This is a genomic window from Shewanella sp. BC20, from assembly GCF_003129585.1.
GTDB lineage: Bacteria > Pseudomonadota > Gammaproteobacteria > Enterobacterales > Shewanellaceae > Shewanella > Shewanella seohaensis.
The window spans coordinates 62,493-84,301 of record NZ_NHRI01000001.1 but is presented as its reverse complement, the minus strand read 5'-3'; the positions used below and the strand labels follow the sequence as shown (position 1 = coordinate 84,301).

At 49.6% G+C, this 21,809-nt stretch carries 15 protein-coding genes; 6 read left to right on the top strand and 9 right to left on the bottom strand.

Going from position 1 to position 21,809, the window contains the following annotated elements:
• Positions 1–22: 22 nt before the first annotated feature.
• The 4 genes from mmsB to CBX96_RS00365 all read left to right on the top strand — a co-directional run bounded on the left by mmsB (position 23) and on the right by CBX96_RS00365 (position 4,244).
• A complete protein-coding gene (gene mmsB, locus CBX96_RS00385) occupies positions 23–925 on the top strand; it encodes a 3-hydroxyisobutyrate dehydrogenase (RefSeq protein ID WP_011717646.1) in 903 nt (300 codons plus the stop codon).
• Positions 926–944: 19 nt separating this feature from the next.
• The gene (locus CBX96_RS00380; protein WP_011717645.1) at positions 945–1,703 is read left to right on the top strand and encodes an SDR family oxidoreductase; all 759 of its coding nucleotides are present in this window, start codon (positions 945–947) and stop codon (positions 1,701–1,703) included.
• Between the two features lie 207 nt (positions 1,704–1,910).
• Complete coding sequence (locus CBX96_RS00370) at positions 1,911–2,153, top strand: hypothetical protein (RefSeq protein WP_109285323.1); 243 nt, start codon at positions 1,911–1,913, stop codon at positions 2,151–2,153.
• A 57-nt stretch (positions 2,154–2,210) separates the two neighbouring features.
• Positions 2,211–4,244: a prolyl oligopeptidase family serine peptidase gene (locus CBX96_RS00365; protein ID WP_109285322.1), complete on the top strand. Its 2,034-nt coding sequence runs from the start codon at positions 2,211–2,213 to the stop codon at positions 4,242–4,244.
• 123 nt (positions 4,245–4,367) lie between these two features.
• Here CBX96_RS00365 and CBX96_RS00360 read toward each other — a convergent pair whose 3' ends face one another.
• On the bottom strand, positions 4,368–4,757 hold the full coding sequence (locus CBX96_RS00360) for a Cu(I)-responsive transcriptional regulator (RefSeq protein WP_086902409.1): 390 nt from the start codon (positions 4,755–4,757) through the stop codon (positions 4,368–4,370).
• A 137-nt stretch (positions 4,758–4,894) separates the two neighbouring features.
• On the opposite strand from CBX96_RS00360, the gene CBX96_RS00355 reads away from it, so the two are divergent.
• Entirely contained in the window at positions 4,895–7,171 is a 2,277-nt protein-coding gene (locus CBX96_RS00355; RefSeq protein WP_109285321.1) for a heavy metal translocating P-type ATPase, read from the top strand.
• A gap of 500 nt (positions 7,172–7,671) precedes the next feature.
• Complete coding sequence (locus CBX96_RS00350; RefSeq protein ID WP_083757913.1) at positions 7,672–9,264, top strand: ABC-F family ATPase; 1,593 nt, start codon at positions 7,672–7,674, stop codon at positions 9,262–9,264.
• Between the two features lie 136 nt (positions 9,265–9,400).
• Here CBX96_RS00350 and CBX96_RS00345 read toward each other — a convergent pair whose 3' ends face one another.
• The 8 genes from CBX96_RS00345 to CBX96_RS00305 all read right to left on the bottom strand — a co-directional run bounded on the left by CBX96_RS00345 (position 9,401) and on the right by CBX96_RS00305 (position 21,378).
• The gene (locus CBX96_RS00345) at positions 9,401–9,931 is read right to left on the bottom strand and encodes a lipocalin family protein (protein WP_109285320.1); all 531 of its coding nucleotides are present in this window, start codon (positions 9,929–9,931) and stop codon (positions 9,401–9,403) included.
• Between the two features lie 68 nt (positions 9,932–9,999).
• Positions 10,000–10,896: a DMT family transporter gene (locus tag CBX96_RS00340; RefSeq protein ID WP_109285319.1), complete on the bottom strand. Its 897-nt coding sequence runs from the start codon at positions 10,894–10,896 to the stop codon at positions 10,000–10,002.
• Positions 10,897–11,072: 176 nt separating this feature from the next.
• Complete coding sequence (locus CBX96_RS00335; protein ID WP_109285318.1) at positions 11,073–13,763, bottom strand: FAD-binding protein; 2,691 nt, start codon at positions 13,761–13,763, stop codon at positions 11,073–11,075.
• Positions 13,764–13,823: 60 nt separating this feature from the next.
• Positions 13,824–14,843 carry a sensor domain-containing diguanylate cyclase gene (locus tag CBX96_RS00330; RefSeq protein ID WP_089067446.1) on the bottom strand — a complete coding sequence of 340 codons (1,020 nt, stop codon included), beginning with the start codon at positions 14,841–14,843 and terminating at the stop codon, positions 13,824–13,826.
• A gap of 322 nt (positions 14,844–15,165) precedes the next feature.
• Positions 15,166–15,543, bottom strand: a complete 378-nt coding sequence (locus CBX96_RS00320; RefSeq protein ID WP_109285316.1) for a DP-EP family protein — start codon at positions 15,541–15,543, stop codon at positions 15,166–15,168.
• Between the two features lie 50 nt (positions 15,544–15,593).
• Positions 15,594–18,785 (bottom strand): winged helix-turn-helix domain-containing protein, encoded by a 3,192-nt coding sequence (locus tag CBX96_RS00315; RefSeq protein WP_109285315.1) that lies wholly within the window; start codon positions 18,783–18,785, stop codon positions 15,594–15,596.
• A 396-nt stretch (positions 18,786–19,181) separates the two neighbouring features.
• Positions 19,182–20,510 carry a DUF4785 domain-containing protein gene (locus CBX96_RS00310; protein WP_109285314.1) on the bottom strand — a complete coding sequence of 443 codons (1,329 nt, stop codon included), beginning with the start codon at positions 20,508–20,510 and terminating at the stop codon, positions 19,182–19,184.
• A gap of 10 nt (positions 20,511–20,520) precedes the next feature.
• Positions 20,521–21,378, bottom strand: a complete 858-nt coding sequence (locus CBX96_RS00305) for a hypothetical protein (protein WP_109285313.1) — start codon at positions 21,376–21,378, stop codon at positions 20,521–20,523.
• Positions 21,379–21,809 lie beyond the last annotated feature (431 nt).

Here is a 21,809-nt window from a genome sequence, read left to right as displayed (position 1 = left end):
ACCAGAACACAGGAGTGATGGCATGAGTACAGTAGCATTTATCGGTTTAGGTAATATGGGCGGCCCAATGGCGGCCAATTTATTAAAAGCGGGCATGACGGTACGTGTCTTCGACTTAGTACCAGCCGCCATGCAAGCCTTGGCCGACCAAGGCGCTTTAGTGTCGAGCACGGCATGCGGCGCTGCGGCAGGCGCCAATGTGGTGATCACTATGCTGCCTGCGGGTAAGCATGTCAGAAACTTATACTTAGGTAATGGCAGCGAGAAAGGCCTACTCGAGGTAGTCGCTGGCGATACCTTGTTGATTGATTGCTCGACCATTGATGCCCAAAGCGCCCAATTGGTGGCGGCCGAAGCGGCTAAGAGTGGTATCGAATTTATCGATGCGCCAGTATCGGGCGGTACGGCGGGTGCGGCAGCAGGCACCTTGACCTTTATCTGTGGTGGCTCTGATATCGCCTTCGAACGCGCGCAACCTGTGCTCAATGCCATGGGCAAGAATATCTTCCATGCGGGCGGCGCCGGAGCGGGTCAGGTCGCTAAAATCTGCAACAACATGCTGTTATCTGTGTTGATGGTTGGCACATCTGAGGCATTGCAAATGGGGATTGACCATGGTCTTGACCCTAAAGTGCTGTCGGACATTATGAAGGTCAGCAGCGGCGGTAACTGGACCTTAGAGAAGTACAATCCTTGCCCGGGCGTAATGGAGAATGTGCCTTCTTCTAAGGGCTATCAGGGCGGCTTTATGGTAGATTTGATGGTTAAAGATCTCGGCCTCTCTCAAGAAGCAGCATTATTGAGCAATTCGAGTACCCCCATGGGCTCACTCGCGCGCAGCTTGTATGTGAATCATGCAAGACAAGGCAATGGTCGCCGAGACTTCTCCAGTATTTTTGAACAATTTGCACCACTTAAAAAATAGATAAACAAGGGATAACCAGATGGATTTAAAAGATAAGGTTGTCGTCATCACTGGCGGCGCGGGTGGTTTAGGCTTAGCAATGGCGCACAATTTTGCGCAGGCGGGCGCTAAGTTGGCGCTGATCGATGTTGATCAAGAAAAACTCGAGCGCGCCTGTGCCGATTTAGGCTCAGCCACTGAAGTCCAAGGTTATGCGTTAGATATTACCGACGAAGAAGATGTGGTCGCAGGTTTTGCTTACATATTGGAAGATTTCGGCAAAATCAACGTATTAGTGAATAACGCCGGCATCCTACGCGATGGCATGTTAGTTAAAGCTAAAGACGGCAAAGTGACTGACCGTATGTCATTCGACCAATTCCAATCGGTGATCAATGTTAACCTCACTGGCACCTTCCTCTGTGGCCGTGAGGCGGCTGCGGCGATGATCGAATCGGGTCAAGCTGGGGTGATTGTCAACATTTCTAGCCTCGCCAAAGCGGGTAACGTAGGCCAATCTAACTACGCGGCCTCTAAAGCGGGTGTGGCGGCCATGTCTGTGGGCTGGGCAAAAGAGTTAGCCCGTTACAATATCCGTAGCGCAGCGGTAGCACCTGGAGTGATTGCCACTGAAATGACTGCGGCGATGAAGCCAGAAGCGCTTGAGCGATTAGAGAAGCTTGTGCCCGTTGGCCGTTTAGGCCAGGCGGAGGAGATAGCTTCTACCGTACGCTTTATCATTGAAAACGATTATGTAAATGGCCGTGTCTTTGAAGTGGATGGCGGTATCCGTCTGTAATATGGTATCTTATTGATATTAAACAAAACCGAGCATTTGCTCGGTTTTTTATTGGGTAAAGATTTGTGTGTGGCGGACGATTTTCGCGCCGCACAACGGTGGATCGGAGTTGACATTTACTGGCTATCCTTCAACAATCGCACTCCACTTTTTTTACATAACTTTACAAATAGGGTTGACATTATAGTGATGGAGTTGATTATCTGAATGTCATGGCAGGATAAGGCCCTTTGGCTTGAAAAAATCACTAAGCGCATGATGCTGATAGTCGGTGTCTTGGGTGTGATAGTGATCTACGACGGCTTCTTCTTTCTTCTTTTTACAGGTCGTTCGGTCGCGGTGATCCCGTGGTTTTTTCTGCTGTCACCTTGGATTTGTATTTATTTTGGTCTCACGCAAGTGCAGCAGGCCAATGTCATCAAGTGGTTTATCAGAAAAGTTAAAAAATAAGCCCAAAAGGGCAGTAGCATATTTCGGTTTGTTCAATTGGCAAACTTGGGGAATACAATGGGGTTAGGACGCTATTTACCATATCTGCTGAGTGCAGTTTTGCTGCTGGGCGGGTGTGAGCGTACGGATACACACGATTCAAGTGCCAAGGAAAATGGCGATATTAAAGTTGCACCCTATGGCAGCTGGCAATCACCCTTGTCTGCGGCCTCGGTGTTTGAGCAGGCCGATGATATTGCCGAGTTGCAAAGCGTTGGCGACGCGATTTATTTTGCCGAATCCAGCGGCAGCGCACAGGGCAAAGTTGGCATTAAACGCCTCGATGGCCTTGGTAAAGTGACCGAAGTAGTTCCCCCTGATTTTAATGTCAGATCTACCGTGCATGAGTATGGCGGAGCCGCATTCCTAGGCATAGGTCAGAGCTTGTTCGCCACTAAATTGCAGGATCAGCTGTTTTATCGTTTCGCCCCGAATCAACCGCCATTGCCGTTAACCCCTAATGGTACCCGTCATGCCGATTGCGTGGCGTACCCCAAGGGCTCGCGGATTATTTGTGTGCGTGAAGATCACCGTCAGGGCGGCGAACCTAAAGCCAGCCTAGTGACCATCAATCTTAACTTTGCCGGTGAAGGCGATACCTTTGTCACTGGTCATGACTTTATTTCTTCCCCCACGATTTCCCCCGACAACACGCAATTGGCGTGGATCACTTGGGAACATCCCTATATGCCTTGGGATAACAGCGTGCTCTGGCTTGGGGATCTTGACCGTAAGGGCCAGTTAAAAAATATTCGTAAGGTGAATACGCCCAAGGATTCTTCGGTGACTCAACCCTTATTCGGCCCGGACGGCAACTTGTATGTGGTGTCCGATCTCAGTAACTGGTGGAACATCTACCGCGTGACGCCACAACAAACCTTAGTACCAGTGCTGAGTAAAAATGCCGAGTTTGCCGTTGCCGATTGGCGTTTAGGTAATCATAACTACGCCTTCGAAAATGCCTCGACCTTGATAGCCAGCTATGTCGAAGGTAATCGAGCTGCATTGCTGCGTATGCACTTAGATTCGGGGCTGACCGAATCTCTTGCCGTTGATTTTGCTGAGATTACTCAGGTGGTGAAGGGCGAAGATGGGGTTTATTTTGTCGGTGCTAAGGCGACACCAGAGAAGGGCATATATCGAGTTGTCGGCCGTGGCACAGAGTTAGTCTATGCGCCTGCACTGCCGAATCTTGACCCTAATTATGTGTCACGGGCGAAAAATATCGCCTTCGCGACGGGCAAAAATCAGCAGGCCTATGGTTATTTTTATGGTCCGGTGAATCCCAATTACATTGCGCCCCACGACACAAGGCCGCCGCTTATTGTGATGTTACATGGCGGGCCGACGGCGCGCGCTTCACTTGCCTATCGCAGTGAGATCCAATTCTGGACCAGCCGTGGCTTTGCCGTGTTAGATTTAAACTTCCGTGGCAGCAGTGGCTTTGGCCGCGCCTATCGTCAGAGCCTGTATGGCAAATGGGGTGAAAGCGATGTGGAAGATGCCGTCAATGCGGCCAAGTATTTAGTGGCTAAGGGCTGGGTCGATGCAAATAAGTTGGCGATTCGCGGGATCAGCGCCGGAGGCTTAACCGTGATGTCTTCATTGGCGTTTTATGATGTGTTTCAAGCGGGTGTTAGCTACGAGGGCATCAGCGATTTTGAGCAGCTCGCCAAGGGCACACATAAGTTTGAATCTGGCTATTTAGATCAGCTTATCGGCCCCTATCCCGAGATGAAGCAACGCTATCGTGAGTTATCGCCACTTAATCACTTAGATGGCTTGAACGAACCCCTGCTGATTTTCCAAGGCTTGAGAAACAAGATTGTGCCGACGGCCCAGTCGCGGCAAATTTATGAGGCACTGAAAGCTAAAGGCGTGCCGACGGCCTATATCGACTATGGTGATGATTCCGATGAGGGGCGAACGCCTGAGCATAAAGCCGCAGGGTTAGAAACCGAGTTAGCCTTTTATGGCCAAGTATTTCACTTTACCCCTGCGGGTAAGTTGCCAGCCTTGCAGTTGGATAATGTGGCCGCGCTAAAGCACTAAAACAAATGCGCTAAAACAAAAGCACTCACGCCTTGGCGCTTAAGCCTTAGTGACTACCCCATAAAAAAGCCTGCATCCAAGCAGGCTTTTTTTATGGCTGGGTTAATGCAGATGATTAAGCATTTAGTGCTGGTGGTTAAGGCTATCAATAATCGCGCAGTGGGGCTGGTCGCCACCTTGGCACTCGCTGACCATTTGCTGTAACTGGCTTCGAAGATTCTGCAATTTACCAATTTGCTCCTCAACATAGGCCAAATGGTTGCGGGTGAGTTGCTTCACCTCTTCGGCATTGCGGCTGTCGTTATTGCGAAGGCCAAGCAGGAGTTTGCAATCCTCGAGACTAAAACCTAAGTCGCGGCACTGGTGGACAAATTTCAGCGATTCGATATCCCTATGGCGATACACCCTGTATCCCGCCTCGTTACGCTCACCGCAGACAAGGCCGATATCGTGGTAATAGCGTATGCTTTTGACGCTTAACCCTGTGTGCTTCGCGACTTCACCAATTTTCATACTGACCTCGGTTCTTATCTGTTCTAAAGACTCGTGCAGACAAGTGTGATACTTGCCACAAAAACATGCTTGACTCTCCCGTGATGGGAGACTTTATCTTAATCCTATAGCGGTTAAGTTCAAGTGAGGGATCTCCCATGTCGCAGATAAAACTCTATGTCGCCACCATGAATTGTGCAGGGTGTGTCGCCAAAATTGAAAAGGCCTTTGCGGCCGAGCCGAATGTGAGTGCCCGTATTAATCTCGCCGATAAGCAAGTGACTGTGGATGGCAAGATGAGCAGCGATGCGGCGCTAGCAGTAATGGATAAGGCGGGGTATCCCGCCCAGTTGATTGTGGACGCAAAGGCGGCTGCTGAGGAAAAGCGGGTCGAAGATGCGGCCGAGTATCGCCTGCGGATGCGTCAGGCCATCGCCGCACTCGCTGTCGGTATCCCGATGATGTTATGGGGATTACTGGGCGGCGAAATGATGATTAATAGCCCTAGCATGCAGCTTGGTTGGGGCATTATGGGCTTAGTTACCCTGGCACTTTTAGTCGGTACCGGACGCCATTTCTATCAGGGAATGTGGCGCGCGCTTAAAGCCAAAACCACCAATATGGATACCTTAATCGTGTTGGGTACGAGTACGGCATGGCTCTATTCTATGCTGGTGGTGCTTATCCCGAGTGCGTTTCCAATGGACACTCGCCACGTGTACTTCGAGGCGAGCGTGATGATCTTAGGCTTGATTAACTTAGGTCACGCCCTCGAACTCAAAGCTCGGGGCAAGACCAGCGAGGCGGTACAGCGCTTACTCGGCCTGCAATCTTCTACCGCGATTCGTATTGGTGAAAATGGCGATGAAGAGGTGGAAATCGACCAGCTCAAACTGGGGGATAGACTCAGACTTCGCCCCGGCGACAGGGTTGCACTCGATGGCGTGGTAGAGTCCGGCCAGTCATTACTCGATGAGGCCATGCTGACGGGTGAACCTATTCCCGTGCCTAAGCATGTTGGGGATAATCTCAGTGCGGGGACCGTCAATGGTAACGGCAGTTTAGTCTACCGAGTGACCGCGGGGCAGCAGGATACGCGGCTTGCCAAAATCATCGCACTGGTGCAGGAGGCGCAAACCTCTAAGATGCCGATTGGTCGTCTGGCCGATAAAATTTCGGCGGTGTTTGTGCCAACGGTCGTGGTCATCGCCTTACTCGCGGCGGCGATTTGGTATTTTGTAGGGCCAGAACCCGCGCTCAGCCATGCACTTGTGGTGCTCACCAGTGTGCTGATCATCGCCTGTCCCTGCGCCTTAGGGTTAGCGACACCTATGTCTATCATGGTGTCCGTTGGCCGCGCCGCTCAAATGGGCGTATTGGTTAAAAATGGTGAGGCACTGCAAAGCGCCAGCAAGGTCGATTGTGTGGTGCTGGATAAAACCGGCACAGTGACTCAGGGGAAACCCGAAGTGACCGATATCCATTGGATTGAAGGTAATGACCAAGCTCCTAATGACCAAGCGCTCACTGATGAAGACAAGCGCGTGCTACTTGGCGCTATCGCCAGTCTTGAGCAGCATTCAGAGCATCCGCTAGCTAGTGCAATTGTCAGCTATGTTAAGCAAGCCTCGATTCCATTGCCCGTGACCGAGATTTTTACCAATCATCAAGGTAAGGGCATCGAAGGGCGAGTCGATGGCGCCGACTTTTTAGTGGGTAATCAAGCCTTAATGGCGGCATTTGATGTGCAGTCAACTGAGGGCGTCACAGGCAGCCACCCAGGCTTTGCGGTAGAAGCCGCCGCGCAATTTGCCAAACAGGGCAAGACGGCGATTTATGTCGCCAAGGCAGGCAAGTTAGTGGCCACTATCGCCATTGCCGATCCGATCAAGGCCGACGCTAAAGAAGCGATCAGCGCCATCCGTTCACAGAGGATTCGCGTAGTGCTGTTGACCGGAGATAATCCGCAAACGGCGCAGGCGGTAGCAGCACAAGTGGGCATAGAGGAAGTGATTGCGGGCGTGTTACCCGAGCAAAAGCAGCAGCATATTAAAGCCTTACAACAGCAAGGCCATGTGGTTGCCATGGTGGGGGACGGTATCAACGATGCACCCGCCCTGATGAGCGCCGATGTGGGGATCGCCATGGGATCGGGCACTGAGGTGGCGATCGAAAGTGCGGATATGACTCTGCTGTCCCAGCAGCTGATAGTGATTGCTAACTTATTGGCACTTTCTCGCGCGACCATTCGCAATATTAAACAGAACTTGTTTGGGGCCTTTATCTACAACAGTTTAGGTATTCCAGTGGCGGCGGGCGTCTTGTATCCGCTCACGGGTATGCTGTTAAGCCCTGTGATTGCCGGGGCGGCGATGGCGCTGTCTTCCCTAACTGTGGTCACCAATGCGAACCGATTAAGACAGCAAAAGTTATAACGCTTGCGCTCGCATGAGTGATAACACTTTGCCTCACTAAATCGAGAGACAGTGAGTAAGCACTCCCAATCCAGCCCGCATTTTGCGGGCTGTATCGCTCTTACGCCTACCTAAACCAAACGTTTGGATAGATGCTCACTTAAGCCGATTCATCCTGCTGTCATCCAACTGAATTAGCCTGAGCCTTACAGACAAAAGTGCAGGTAACAAAGATCCTTATCTAATGGGGAAAGCCAAAGCCGAATAAGGGCAAAGTTAGCGCGAAATCAAGGAGTAAGTTCAGCCCAAAACTCAGCGTAAAATTGAGTGCTATAGCTCCTTGTTCTGCTTCACGATTCGCGGTTAACTAGGCCTTTTTAGTTGATAATTTAGCCCAAACTGCTATAGTGCCACGTTTATTTTTACCCCCTCAGGTTAGACAGCTTGGCTTTTGCAAATAGGGTTATACTTAGTTGCCTTGCCAGACGTCCGGCCAACCTAACTCGATTTGGAAGTTCATTTTGATCACTACAGCGAATATCACCATGCAGTTTGGCTCTAAGCCACTGTTTGAAAACATCTCAGTTAAATTCGGCGGCGGTAACCGTTACGGTCTTATCGGTGCGAACGGCTGCGGTAAATCAACCTTCATGAAGATCCTTTGCGGTGATCTAGAGCCGAGCAGCGGTAACGTATCCTTAGACGTCAACGAGCGTCTGGGTAAGTTAAGCCAGAACCAATTCGGTTATGAGGAATTCACCCTAATCGATACAGTGATCATGGGCCACCGTGAACTGTGGAAGGTGAAGCAAGAGCGTGACCGTATTTATTCTCTGCCAGAAATGAGCGAAGAAGACGGCATTGCCGTGGCAAACCTTGAGATGGAATTTGCCGAAATGGACGGTTACACCGCCGAATCTCGCGCCGGTGAACTCTTGCTCGGTGTCGGTATTGGTATCGAAAGCCATTTCGGTCTGATGTCTGAAATCGCGCCAGGTTTAAAACTGCGGGTGTTATTGGCACAGGCGCTGTTCTCCGATCCAGACGTACTGCTGCTCGACGAACCCACCAACAACTTGGACATCGACACCATCCGCTGGTTACAGGACGTACTGAACCAACGCGACAGCACCATGATCATCATTTCGCACGACCGTTACTTCTTAAACTCAGTCTGTACCCATATGGCAGACTTAGACTACGGTGAACTGCGCGTTTACCCAGGTAACTACGACGAATACATGCAAGCGGCCTCTCAGGCCCGTGAGCGCCTGCTGGCCGACAACGCCAAGAAGAAAGCGCAAATCTCTGAGCTGCAAACCTTCGTGGCGCGCTTCTCTGCGAACGCTTCTAAGGCAAAACAAGCAACTTCGCGCGCACGTCAAATCGATAAGATCAAGCTGGAAGAAGTTAAAGCCTCTAGCCGCGTTAACCCATTCATTCGTTTCGATCAGGAAAAGAAACTGTTCCGTAACGCATTAGTGGTTGAAAACTTAGCCAAAGGTTACGACACGCCGCTGTTTAAAGACTTAAACCTTATCGTTGAAGTGGGTGAGCGTATCGCCATCCTCGGTGAAAACGGTGTGGGTAAAACGACCTTACTGCGTACCTTAATCCATGATATTCCTCAGGATGAAGGTCTGATCCAATGGTCTGAAAACAGCAACATCGGTTACTACGCGCAGGACCATGAGTCAGATTTCGAAAACGATATGACTCTCTTCGAGTGGATGAGCCAATGGCGTAAACCAGAGGACGACGACCAAGCGGTACGCGGTATTTTAGGCCGTATGCTGTTTAGCGCCGATGACATCAAAAAGTCAGTCAAAGTGCTGTCGGGTGGTGAAAAGGGTCGTATGTTATTTGGTAAGCTCATCATGCAAAAACCAAATATCCTGATGCTCGACGAACCAACCAACCACATGGATATGGAATCGATCGAATCATTAAACAACGCGCTGGAAAAATACGAAGGCACCTTACTGTTTGTGAGTCACGACCGCGCATTCGTATCGTCACTGGCCAACCGTATCCTTGAAATCACTCCGAACGGCGTGAATGACTTCAAGGGCACCTATGATGAGTTCCTCGTGAGCAAGGGCATCGAAGGCTAATCACTGGCTTTAATGATTAACTCGCCTTAAGTGTTCAGATAAAAAACGCCGCTTATTAGCGGCGTTTTTGTTGCTGGCTTTTAGCTTGAGTATTGGCCCTGAGTATTGGGCTTGAGTGTTGGCCTAAGCTGAGCCGTTATGGCTTAACTTCGGCTTTTTGCTCGACATAAATCAAGCTGCTGGTATCAAAGCCGCGGGCGCTTGCCATCTCGACAAATTGCTTAATCACCTCAGGGGACACGGTCGGGGTTCTTGCCAATAGCCATAAATAATCCGTATCAGGCCCCGAGATAAAGGCGTATTGGTAATCTTGCTGGTCGAGCCCAAAGACCACATAGGAGCCATAAAATGGCCCGAAGAAGGAGACTTTTAAATAGGCTTCCCCATCGCCGTTGACAAAATAGGCCTTACCGTCGGCTTCTTTCCATTGCTGGGTATCGGCAGAATAACCTCGATTAATCACCTTCACCCCACCATCGGCTTTAAGGCTGTATTCGGCGGTCACTTGGGTTAATCCGCGCTCGAAGGAATGGTCTAGCCTCGCAATTTCATACCATTTGCCTAAGTAACGCTCGAGCTCAAAATCCTTAACGGGTTCGACATTGCGTGGCATGCCCAAACAACCCGATAGCACTAATACACTGATAAGTAAGAGTAGTTTTTTCACTTAAGACTCCTGTTAAACCCGAGTGCCCATTATTAGCCATATGGTTAATTGTGCGTTTAACTGTACGCTTAAGTCGGGCAATCCTTCAAGGTTTTGCTGGCCGAGTGGCGCTGGCTTAAGTAGCCCTGTGCCATACCCGCCAACATAATCAGCGCCACCCCCAGCATTTGCTGCGTTGTGAGCGCCTCATCAAATAACCACCAAGCGAGTGCGACCACGACCACTGGTTCGACGTAGGAGAGGGTGCCATAGGTGACCGAAGGCAGCTGCGCGAGGGCTTTTACCGCAAACAGAATGGCTAAAAATCCCGGAAAGAAGCCAATCGCCAGCAGCCAAGCAAATTGATTCAGACTCGGCACTAAGGGCGTCGTTAACACTAAGGGTAGTAAGCAGAGGGCGCCGACACTGAGCTGGACTAAGGTGCTTTGATAGGGCGAAGCGGCGCTCGGTTTACGGTTGATTATGATAAAGCCGCAATAGGTCAGCAATGCGAGCAGGGCATAAAAATATCCCAAGATTTCATTGTCGTAGAGTGACTGACTCGAGGTTACGGGCAGCATCAGCATAAAGCCTAGCAAGGCGAGCACCACACTGGCGATGCTGGAGCGCTTAAGCCTCTCGTGAAACACAAAATGGGCAAAGAGTGACGCCAGCACAGGGGCGAGATAGATAATCATGATCACCGTTGCCATTTGGGTATATTCAATGGCCTCGATATAAAAAGCCATAAATCCCGACAACATAGCGCCATTTATCAAGGTGCGCTTGCTGGGTTTGTGGCGAATTTGCTGTCCCTTACCCGTTAACAACATATAGGCCATTAAAAACAGCGCGCCGAGTAGCAGGCGGTAAAAGGTAATATGTTCGGCGGGCAGGGCGGCAAAACGGGCGAATACGCCAATGGTGCCCATCAGGCTCGCGGCCAGTAGGGCAAGCACTATGGCCAGTGCGGGTGGCGGTGTCATGTATCACCTTTAATGCAAATAATTCAACGACGAAGGGAGCTGAGTTTGCCTTAAAAATGCCGCCTAGGCGAGTGCTATTGCGAACCCTGTGTTGGCGCGGTGTGATAAAGATGCAGACCGCCCGACACAAGCCGAGATTGATGGGTTGACTGCGCTAGCAAGCCATCAATCCTCAGCTACACAATCGACTTACGCGAGCGAAAATGATTTAAGGGGTCTTGGCAATAACTGGCCTTAACCTGCTGCAACATTTGGTAATTTTGCCCAAAGTAGCGTGCGGTCGGTATGGTATTGTCCTTAAAGCTGATAAAGGCGCCAGAGCTATTGGCAATGCTGGCATCGCGGCAGGTGTCTATCCAGTCGAGCGCCTTATTCACTCGGGGATACACTGAGTTCACCTGCATTAAGGCTTGCTCTTGGAGTTCACTATTCCACCATGCTTGATACTGAATAATGTAGGCCTGCTCCTTGTAGGGGAAGGCGCTCTGGCTTTTTTGTACTTCACTGAGCGTGCGATAAAAATCCCCGGCAATTGCGCTTAGGGTGACATAGGTAAACAAGCCTAATTGCCGATTGCCATCAATCAGTTGGGATGAGGTGAGGCTGTCGATAAGCGCGATGTGCCCCTGTTTTAGTCCCTGCGCATGGGCCAAGCGTGATGTCACCCTATGGGGCGCGGGTCTGAGTAGATCCTGTGAGTGTTGCCGCTGATTTTTATAGAGTTGTATGTCCTTATCATTAAGCAGTTCAGCCAATCTATGGTTTAAGACGGGTTGTAAATCCTGAATCGTTTCGCGGTTCCAGCTCTCCATCAATTCATCGCCATAGGATTGGGTTAAGCCGCCCATGGCCGCCATTTGTACCCGGTTTGGCTTTAAACCGACTTCACTAAACTGGGCCTTAATAAAGTGCGCAAGGCTTGCGGGATTGCCCTCCCAATAGCCATACATAATGCAGTTATGTTTAGCCTCTTGGGGCGCCTGCATCACAGTGCTTAATGGCGGTTTTACCCCTTGTAACAGGGCGGGTTTGGCTTGAATTTTAAGGTTAGTCCCGAGCAAGCAAGGCAGATTATCGGCCAGAATAATCTGCTCCCAACGCTCCAATAATCTTAAGGTCGGGGTGGTTTCTCGTAGCTGTTGGCTGTCCTTCTGATACGGGTTCCACTCCAGCTCAAATTTCAGCAGGCTTGGGGGCAGAGCAAAGGTCTGCACAAAAAAACGGGTCACAATACCATAGCTTAGGCCCCCGCCGCCCTTGAGCGCCCAAAGGAGTTCGGGCTTATTGGCCGCCGAGACCACTTGGGTTTCACCTATGCCCAACACGATTTCCGCCTGCACTAAACTTTCGCAGCACATGCCGTATTTGCGGCACCAAGGTCCCCAACCGCCGCCCATAATAAAGCCCGCCAAGGCATGGGAGGCGCTGGTGCTGTGGGGCAGCATTAAGCCCTTTTGGGCGAGAAAGTGGGTTAAGGCCTGCATGGTACAACCTGGCCCAATGGCGACAATGCCACTGATGGGATCGAGCTCTATGCTGTTCATCGAAGATAAGTCGATCACTATGCTATTGGTCTCGCCACTTTCCCCTTCGTGATCATGGCCGCTGGAGCGCACGCTAATCGCAAGGTGATAATCGACCGCCGTCTTGTAGACCAGTTTTACCTCTTGGCTGCTGCGGCATTTGATGATGGCAAGGGGCTTTTTTTGCAAGCGGCGATTAAACAGTTGGCAGGCTTTTTCGTAGGCCAACATCTGTTGTCCCGTGCTCACCCAAAAATCCTGCTCAGCATAATACTGGCCATCGGTAATGATATGGTCGCTGGCAATATGGCTGCGCACTTCGTTAATAAAGCGCATAAAATGCTTAGCTTGTCGGGTGACCACATTTTCACTGATGCGGATCTCGGCCGTTAATCGGCTCGAGGTCGACTGGCTAATAAAGCAATCAAATTCCAGTTCATTGCTCAGTTGTAAATCAATGTGTGAGCGATGGGGCGTGAGGGATTTTAAAATATCGAAGCTTAGTTTGATATCGGCACTTTCTTTCGCCTGATAGTTCGCCTTATAAATAAAATGCGGCCAATTATCACTGCTGGATTCAATCATATAAGCGCAGCGTTCATGGGCAGGGATAATACTGGGTAGCTGCTTATTAAAGTGGTTGCTGTTTAAGTTCTGCTTATTAAAACTATATTCGGTGTCATTAAAAATAATGAGCATGACTTCCTGTCTTGCCAATTGAGTTGGCATTAAGTGGAGTTCATGCTTTGCATGTTTTTTAGGATAAATATATAAATTACTGTCAATCAGCGCCGCTTGTTGGTGTGGATGTAAATAACAATCTAAAATTTCGGCTTCTGTTAAACAGCTTTCAATCAAGTTGATATTAACTATCTCACCATCAAAATCCGTAGTGGTTTGCGTGGCAAATTTTAATTGAGCCTCATCCGTTAAGGGGATTGAATACTGTTGTAAATGGATTTCATCTCCGTCGATAAAACAGCTTAATTCATGGTATTGGTAGGTAATGGATAATAAATGCCAATAACCATCATTTAAGCCGCCTAAGGTGGAAATAGTGTCAATCTGTAATAACTGGCTATTAACTCGAATCTCAATATGGCCAAGTGGCGTAACTTGTACGATAAAGCTGGGATAATTGGCTTGGTCGCAATATTGAAATACAGTCCCGCCCTGCAGGGTTTTCACCCACGCCTGGAAAGTAAATACATCGAGTGTGTGACTGAGGGGCAATGGCGTTAAGGAAAGTGAATTCATTGAGGCGGTTGTCTCTTGGCTCTGTGCTTGAGCCACAGTGTTGATTAACGTATCCGAAGCGCTATGGGGTGTTTTCGGCGTTTTCATCGGCAACATCCTTGTTTAATTTCATTCCCTGACAATTGCTTAAGCTGCAATCGCTTCGACCTACAGTGAGGCGTTTATCCGGTCACGACCATCGGCCTTGGCGCGGTAAAGCGCGGTATCGGCGGCGCACACCATGGCGAGTGAGGTACGGAACTGGCCATTGACTTCACTGGCAATCCCTTGGCTGGCGCTTACCGAGACATAATCCCTGAGCCCTTGGTCAGTAAAACGTATGTTATTAATCTCTTGCTGAATTTTTTGCGCTATGGTCAGCGCCATTTTGGCATTGTGATTAGGCAGGATCAGCGCAAACTCTTCGCCGCCGTAACGGGCCGCAAGGCCGATGTCGATAGGCACAATAGTGGCGATCACTTTGGCAATTTTTCTAAGGCATTCATCACCTTGGATATGACCGAACTGATCATTAAACACCTTAAAATAATCCACATCGATAATGACTACGCTGATAGGGCGCAGTTTGGCGGTGCATTCTTCCCAGTGCTGTTGCAGCATTTCATCAAAATAGCGACGGTTCGCCAGTTGGGTGAGGGAGTCGGTGGCGGCCAACTTACGCAGCTTTTGGTTTTCCGCCTTATGCTGAGTTAAATCGTGCATCACCATCACAAACACTGGTTCATGGCTGGGAATATAAGAGATAGACAACTCCACATCTTTGGCCTTGCCAGAGGCGCAAATCAGCGTAGTTTCCTGCGCTGGGTGCTGCACGGGGTGACCGCAGTTGGTGCCTAATTGCACATCGTGGCTCAGAAGATTGTCATAGCGCGCTTGATGATGTTCGGTCAAAAAATTGCGCCAGTCTTGGCCCTTTAAAGTCGCCTGCGGGCAATCGAGCAGCTCGGCACTGCGCTGATTGCACGAGCGGATAAAGCCATTGGCATTCACTAAGATCACGGCTTCGGTTAAATGTTGAATAAAGAGCTCAATGGTCTCGAGGGAAGAATGCTCGAAAAAGTTCAGCGGTAGCTCGGCACTCTTTGCAGGTTGAGTTGCGGGCAATGCAGCATCATCGACAATGGATAAGGCGGGTTGTTGGCGAGCCAGTTTCGGTGAGTTTGTCATTGTTATCTTTCTCCGTGAACTTTAATCATCTGCGCTAGGCGCTTTTCTGAGGATGACTTTATTCTGGCGGAAGAAAAGATACCTTCTGCTTACCTTCTGTTTTAAATTATTGTTTATAAATGAATAAAAAATTAACTTCCGAATGGTTTTGGGTAGTATTCACGCCGATTCGGCGCTATTAATGTCGTATGAAGGTGAAATAATCCACAAATTTGCAAAGAAGGATTGGTTAAAAGGGGGGGAATTGACACTCAGGCGTTTGGCTGTGGCAAGTAGAGGGGGGGGAAGGGAAAAAAGGGACTGCTTAGCAGTCCCGCTCTAATTATAGATTTGGCTTGTTAATTACTTCAGGATCAGGACTTAAAATTAGTAAGGTATTTGCCGTATTGCTTAATACAAATTGGAATTTAGTGGTGCCTGGGGTTCTATCGAGATCCACGAGTTGCACTAACATACCATCATTACTAATGGTAACTGCATCGACGATTTCGTCGAATGGGGTCACAAAACCTACACCGACAAATTTTAAACCTTTACCAGTTTGGTCATTGAGTAAGTAAGTTACAGTACCAGCTTGAGTGATGGTGACATCACCTGGGCACTGTTGACCGCTGGCATCGGTATAGATAAATTCAGGTTCACCGTTTTCTAAGGTGACATTCACTTTAATAAACTGAGATAAGCCTTGTGTTGTAGTCATTTCATTTTCCTCTTTAAAGTACAGTTACTGATTATATTTGGGAGTTAAGATTATCTTTCTTGACAGTTCTTCGAGTCTAAGTAAGGCATGGTTATTTCGGGATTCTTATCTTTTTCTATTAATGGTTGCAATATGTTTTGGGTTTCTTGGCAAAGTGTTAAATACTCTTCTTTGTTGTCTACTGTCATCCTAGCTTCAACTATTGCCATATTAGTTTTTGCAAAACCAATGATGTATCTTCTTTCTTGTGGGGCGTTTTTTACTAGCTCAGAGAAGATGGCATTTGATTTTTTTAGGCTGTCATAGCCTAGGGGTGAATTATTTTTAATTTCATTTATGGCAGCTGAGAATAATGCATTAGCATATAAATAATCTCTTCTTTGTTTGTCCATTGATTTAAAGTTGGAGTCAAAAAGTTCTAAAAGTGATTGAGAAGTCTCTTTTACTCTTGGGTCACTAATGAAACTATTTAAAAACAATATTCTTGTCCGAATATAGAATAAATCTCTTTTCCAGACTTCATTATCAGCGTCTAAAAGTAGAGATTTTTCTGTTAAGTTTTTGGCCTGTAACAATTTTTCAAGTGCTGCTTTTAAATTGCCTTTGTACTCAAGTAATTCAGCTAATCTGCCTAGAGTACTGGCTAATCTATCGCGCATATAGGCATCATTTTGATTTAGGGAGTTGAGTAATTGATTTTGAGTTTCTTCTTGGAGCTTGATTGCGGTATCTATATCGCCAAGGGAGGTTAATGCACTAGCTAACCAAGAACGCGCATTGGCCACATCGGCAATCAGTTGGCTATCTTCAGGGGCATTTTTGAGCGCCAATAACTTTAATCGTAATGATTCTTCAAAATCTTGCTGTGCTTTAGCAAATTCTTGCTGGTTCATTGATACAGAACCCAGCGAGTTATGGGCATAGGACAGCTCCATCTGCGCATCTTTATCATCTGGCGCAATGGCATACATGGTTTGACTGTATAGTAAATATTGCTCCCAAAAAGGACGTGCTGATGCCCAATCACTCACATCATATTTAAGCTGACCCAACCAAAAGGCATTGGCGCCTAAGGTTTTTAGCAGGGCCAAGTTGTCTGGCTGCAATTCGAGTAGCGGCAGCATTTTTTCCTGCGCGGCGAGTAGGGCGCTGCGGGCTTCATCGATTTTATTGCGTGAATAGGCGACTTCGCCCATGGCCTCTAAGGTCTGCCCATGCTGGAAGCGGGCGTCGAAGCTTAAGTACTTCTCATCGTCTTGGCTGGAGAAATCCGTGAAATATTCCAAGGCCTTATTACTGATGCCGTCGAGTAAGTCCATCCGGCCGATGCCGCGCATCTTATCGGCGAAGTCACCCACCATAAACCCGAGCAAATCTTCGGCGGCGAGGCGTTTTTGCTGGGCCAGCTTTTCGGCTTCGATACTGCGAACGCTCATAATGACCGAGGTTAAGGTGAGTACGCACAGCAGGGCGACTGTGATGCGCCTCGTCCAGCGCAGCATAGTGGCGCGTTTGCTGGAGGCGGCAATAAAGTCGGTTTCCCGCTCGTCTAAGTCAAACAAGGGGTTTTGCCTAAGGCTTTGGGCCTCTTTTAAGGGTTTACCCTCGGCCAGCAAATAGGCGCTGTGTTTGGCTTCGCTGAGCCAGCGCTGGGATAAATGCTGCAGTCGGCTCTTAATGCTAAGGCTGTCGTTATGTTCGCTGATCCATGCCGTCGCCCTTGGCCAGCGACGCAGCAGGGCTTCGTGGGCGATGCTAAAACAGGGTTCACCATTTTGCAGATGGGACACAAATAAGCGGCTATCGACCATGGCTTGCACTAGGGCGGTTTCGGCCGCGCTTTGCAACTGTGACCAGCGGGCGGTACGGCTGGTGATGGATTTTTCATCCTCACGCAGGGTGACTAACAGGGACAAAATCCGCGGAAGACTAGCTTTTTCGGCCTCGGTTAAATGGGAGATGGCCTGCTCGGCATTTTTACCGATAGCGCCTTCGATACCGCCCAAGGTGCGATACACAGAAACCAATAGTTTGTCATCGTCACTGCGTTGTAAATACAGCGCCTGCAAGGTGTATTGCAACATAGGCAGCGCATCTGGGTTGCTGGCTGCATCGCTACAGAGCATTTCATCGAGCGGCATGGCGGTGTCGCTATCGATTTCCCAAGTTAAATTGGCGGCAACGGCTGGCAGGCGGATCATTTGCAACAGCTCGGTGCGAGTGGGCGGCGCTAAGTCGAAATGGGCGCCGCGCGCTTTGCCTGCCATCAGACTGGGGTAGTTGACCAGCAACGGATAAAAGTCATTGCGACAGGCACTTAAAATCAACACCGCATGGGAAGTGGCAAGGCGCTCTAACAGCTCGATAAAGGTGCTGCGCTCGGCGTCGCTAAACAGCGGCGATGATAATAAGACTTCTAATCGGTCGATAAATAGGGCAAAGCGTGGTGTAGCATAGGTCTGATTTTTAAGACTTTGTTTGCATATATCGACAATGCTCTGTGGATCTTGCTCAAGCTTGGCGGCAAGCGTATCGGCGCTCATTCCCTCAAAGACTGGGGTGTCGTTTAGCTCCCAGTCGAGCATGGCACTGGCCAGATCGGTGAGCAGTTGTCCCTTGCTGACATCGGCAAAATCGAGGCTGCTATAGGCCACAACGCCGACGCCATTAAAGCCATTGGCGGCCATGAGGTTAGGCAATACACCAGCATTAATTAAGGAGGATTTACCGCTACCACTGGGGCCCAAAATTAAGCAGAAGGCGCGGCCAAATTGGATTTGTTGGCTAATGCGATTCAGCAGGGTGCTAATTTGCTCGCTGCGACCGAAGAACACGTCGGCATAGTTGGCGCTGTAGGCTTGCAAGCCCGGAAACGGCGAGCCACCTTGCCAAGTCTGTGGCGTGACGCTGGCCTCGTGGCCTACGGGAAAGCGCACCTCGGCCAAGGTGCGATAACCGCGTTTGCGGATGGTCTCAATGTAACGGGATTCGGTGGCGCTATCGCCAAGTGCGCGACGTAACTGGTTGATAATTTTGTGCAGTGGATTATCGCCTGTGTCGACTCCCGGCCAGCAATGGCTGACAATCTCGTCGCTGCTAACCACTTCACCGGCGTTTTGGCAGAGAAATAACAACACATCCATCGCCTTAGGCTCAAGCTGTTTAACTTGCTTACCCAGAAGCAGGCTGTTGGCGCTGGGATTAACTTGCCATTCACCCAAAAAAAATGTGCTGTCACTCATAGGATTTCCATTGCTTGAGCATCGACTCAGGCGGGAAATAGGGAGCCGCGAGTCGCTGTTATTTTTATTGTTAGCGCGTTTTATACATTGAGTGTCATCATTTCGCATGACGTCAAAACATTGACATTATGCCTAGACCCTTTGTTATTTAAAAGGAATAACCCTAGGTAATCAATGTAAATTTTATATCGTCATTGTGACGATATTGCGTGGCTTAGCACTCTGTTTATCACAGGGTTGCGGGTTTTGGCTATCACTCGGCAACCTTTGTTGTTAAGTTGAGGCAGCTTGCGCAGTGGCTGGCTCGCGACAGTGCTCAAAAAAAAAAGAGTGCCCAAGGTGGGCACTCAAAGCGGTTGCGAAGGGAGAAAAGGGTGGGGATTAGGTTCAATTGAGTTAGCGAGTAAGCACCAGTGCGTTGGCCTGAAAACTTAACCGCGCCATTTGCCCTTGGTCTTGCAGCTCTAGCTCGTTGAGTTCGAAGGGCGGTTGCAGACCCGATGCTTGGATGAGCGTTGGGTCAAACATCAGCTTGAGTTTGGGGGATTCGGGCGTTAACCAAGTCGCCGCTTGGGTGCGCATAATCGCCACTTTTTGACCCTCGGCATTGGTGCCCGTTAGCACGCCACTCAAACCAAAGCGTCCCGCTTCGGCGATATCGAGCTCAAAGTTGACTTGATTTGGTACGCCTTTATCCCAGACGGTTAGCACTTCGGGTTTGATGCTGGCCGAGTTCACAAAGGACTTAAACGCGGTTTTCACCGTGCGCTGTACTGGGCGGCCATCGACCTGAGTCTGGACTGTGACTTCGATTTCACTCAGCCCCGCATTGCTGCTGGCAAGCGGTAAGTCTGCGGGCACTAAAGCCTGCCATTCATCTCCCTGTTTCACCATGGCCAGCGCTTGCTCTGTGCCATCGGCTTGCTTGAGTTTGGCCTGAGGCGCAAATTGATTGTCGCTTTGGCTTAAGGCGAGTTTTACCCCAACCGTTTGGGCATCGGCCGCAATCGCGCTCGGCGCCTTGATACTCAGTTGATAGGGCGAACCTTTTTCCTTCACGTTGACCAGATAGTTGGCCTTAGCGACCAAGGGCTGGCTGACTTGCAGGCGATATTCTCCGGCCGTGGCCTTTTCAGACATTTGCAGTGCGCTGGAGTCATCGGCTAACCCTGCGCTGGCTAAGGCGTCGGCGCTCACCAGCGATTTAACCAAGGATTCCGTGGCTTGTGGGCTGGCGTTTTTCCCCTGCGGCGTTTGGCCTATCCGCTGAATTTGCACCCGCTCGGGGGAAACGACATCGGCATGCATTAAGGCACCTGTGCTGACATCGCCGCGGGGCGCAATCCGCACTAAGCTGCCCGCTTGGCTTAAGTTGAGTTGCACACCAGCATTTAGCTCGGCGCCGGTGACATTGAGCCAATACTCATCACTCTGGCTTGCCTGCTCAAGCATGGGCTGACTGGCTTGGTATTCGCCGTAGAGAGGGGTGATAAAGCTGACGTAATCGGTACTGGTATTAATCGGCGCGAGGGTTGGCGAGGCGATATTAGTATCGACAAGATCGCTCTGCGTCGGCGCGGCTAAGGTTAAACCCTTGGCATACATTGGGCTGGCTTCTTTTTGTGGCTCTGGCGCGGGCGCCTCATCCTGACAGGCACCGAGCAGGCCACCTAAGATAACGAGGCTGACCATTTTGCTTAAGGTGCGGAGTGTAAAAGGTTGCATGTTAGGCTCCTTAAATATGGTTGCGGATCAGCGTGTCTAAGTTAAAGCAGGCACGGCGACTCTGCTGATGGCTTAACGGTTCTTGGCCTCGGGTCTTTTGTTTATCGGTAAACCAGACTGTGCCTGCGGCTTTTTGCGAGCTGCAATTTAAGAAGCCGTCGGAGCAGCTATCGAGCCAGTTTTGGGTGGTTTCGAGGGCGACCTGATATTGATAGCCAGCGCAGTAGCTGTCGCTGTCCCAAATGGCGGAATCCACATCCGAACCGACAACCACCTCGAAGGGTTTACCTAAACTTGGGCGACCCGAGGTGCCATAGAGCCAAGTGTTGTTGTAGTTTGCCATCCAGCCGACTTGCTGCTGTTTGACCGCATTGCTGCCATAACCTAATAGCCAACCTAGGCTGGTTTCGAACACATTGCCTTGATTGACCGCATCGGCCAGCGGCGTGCCGCCACTCGAGGGGGCGAGGGCGATGACTCTGGAGGTGGCTTTGATCACCGCAGGATAACGACTGTCCCAGGTGGGGTTGGATAAAATCCAGCGCACCACATTGCCGCCATTGGAGTGGGTGAGCAGGATTAAATCATCAATATTCTTGGCTTGAATAAAGCTATTGAGCTGAGTGGCAAGGCAGCCAGCGGCCGTTTCTTCCCACATATATTGGTCGAAGTCACAGTTGATGACAGTGTAATTATTGGGAACGGGGATCCCTTGGCGCACCGAGTTAACAAACTCCGATGTCCAATAGTCGGCTAACGCATTGGTTTGGTGTCCCGTTCCGTGGACAAAGGCGATACCCGTTGCAGCAAATACCGTGGGGCTGACAGCTAACAGACCCAAGAGCATTAAGGTGTTTTTTATCTTCATGGGTGTTTCTCATCTCTTAGTGATTGAGCACGGCCTTGCAGTCCATTGCTAACGGCCATTGAGTGTCGGGTGAATGGCGTTAAGTCGCAGCGTTCGGCATGGCAAGCGTTTGTCAGGTTTAATCAATACGGCGAAACCTTGGGAATGGAAGCCTAAAACACATCATTACTAGGCTTTAGCATCGAGGGTTAAACTGGCCCGACTTCCACTCTGGGTTATTAACCTAGTCGCAACATTTTCTGCTAGCAAGCAAAAATTCACCATACAATTTAATGACATAGCGACAATCTTTTGACTGTGTTTTAATAGGGGGGAGGGACACGCTAATTACTTGATCAGTAAACGCTAATAAAACGCATGGCGTATTAAGCTGTTTAAATTTGCCTAAAGCTGTGGGAAATTATTTTTATTAACACTGATAGGCTAATCAG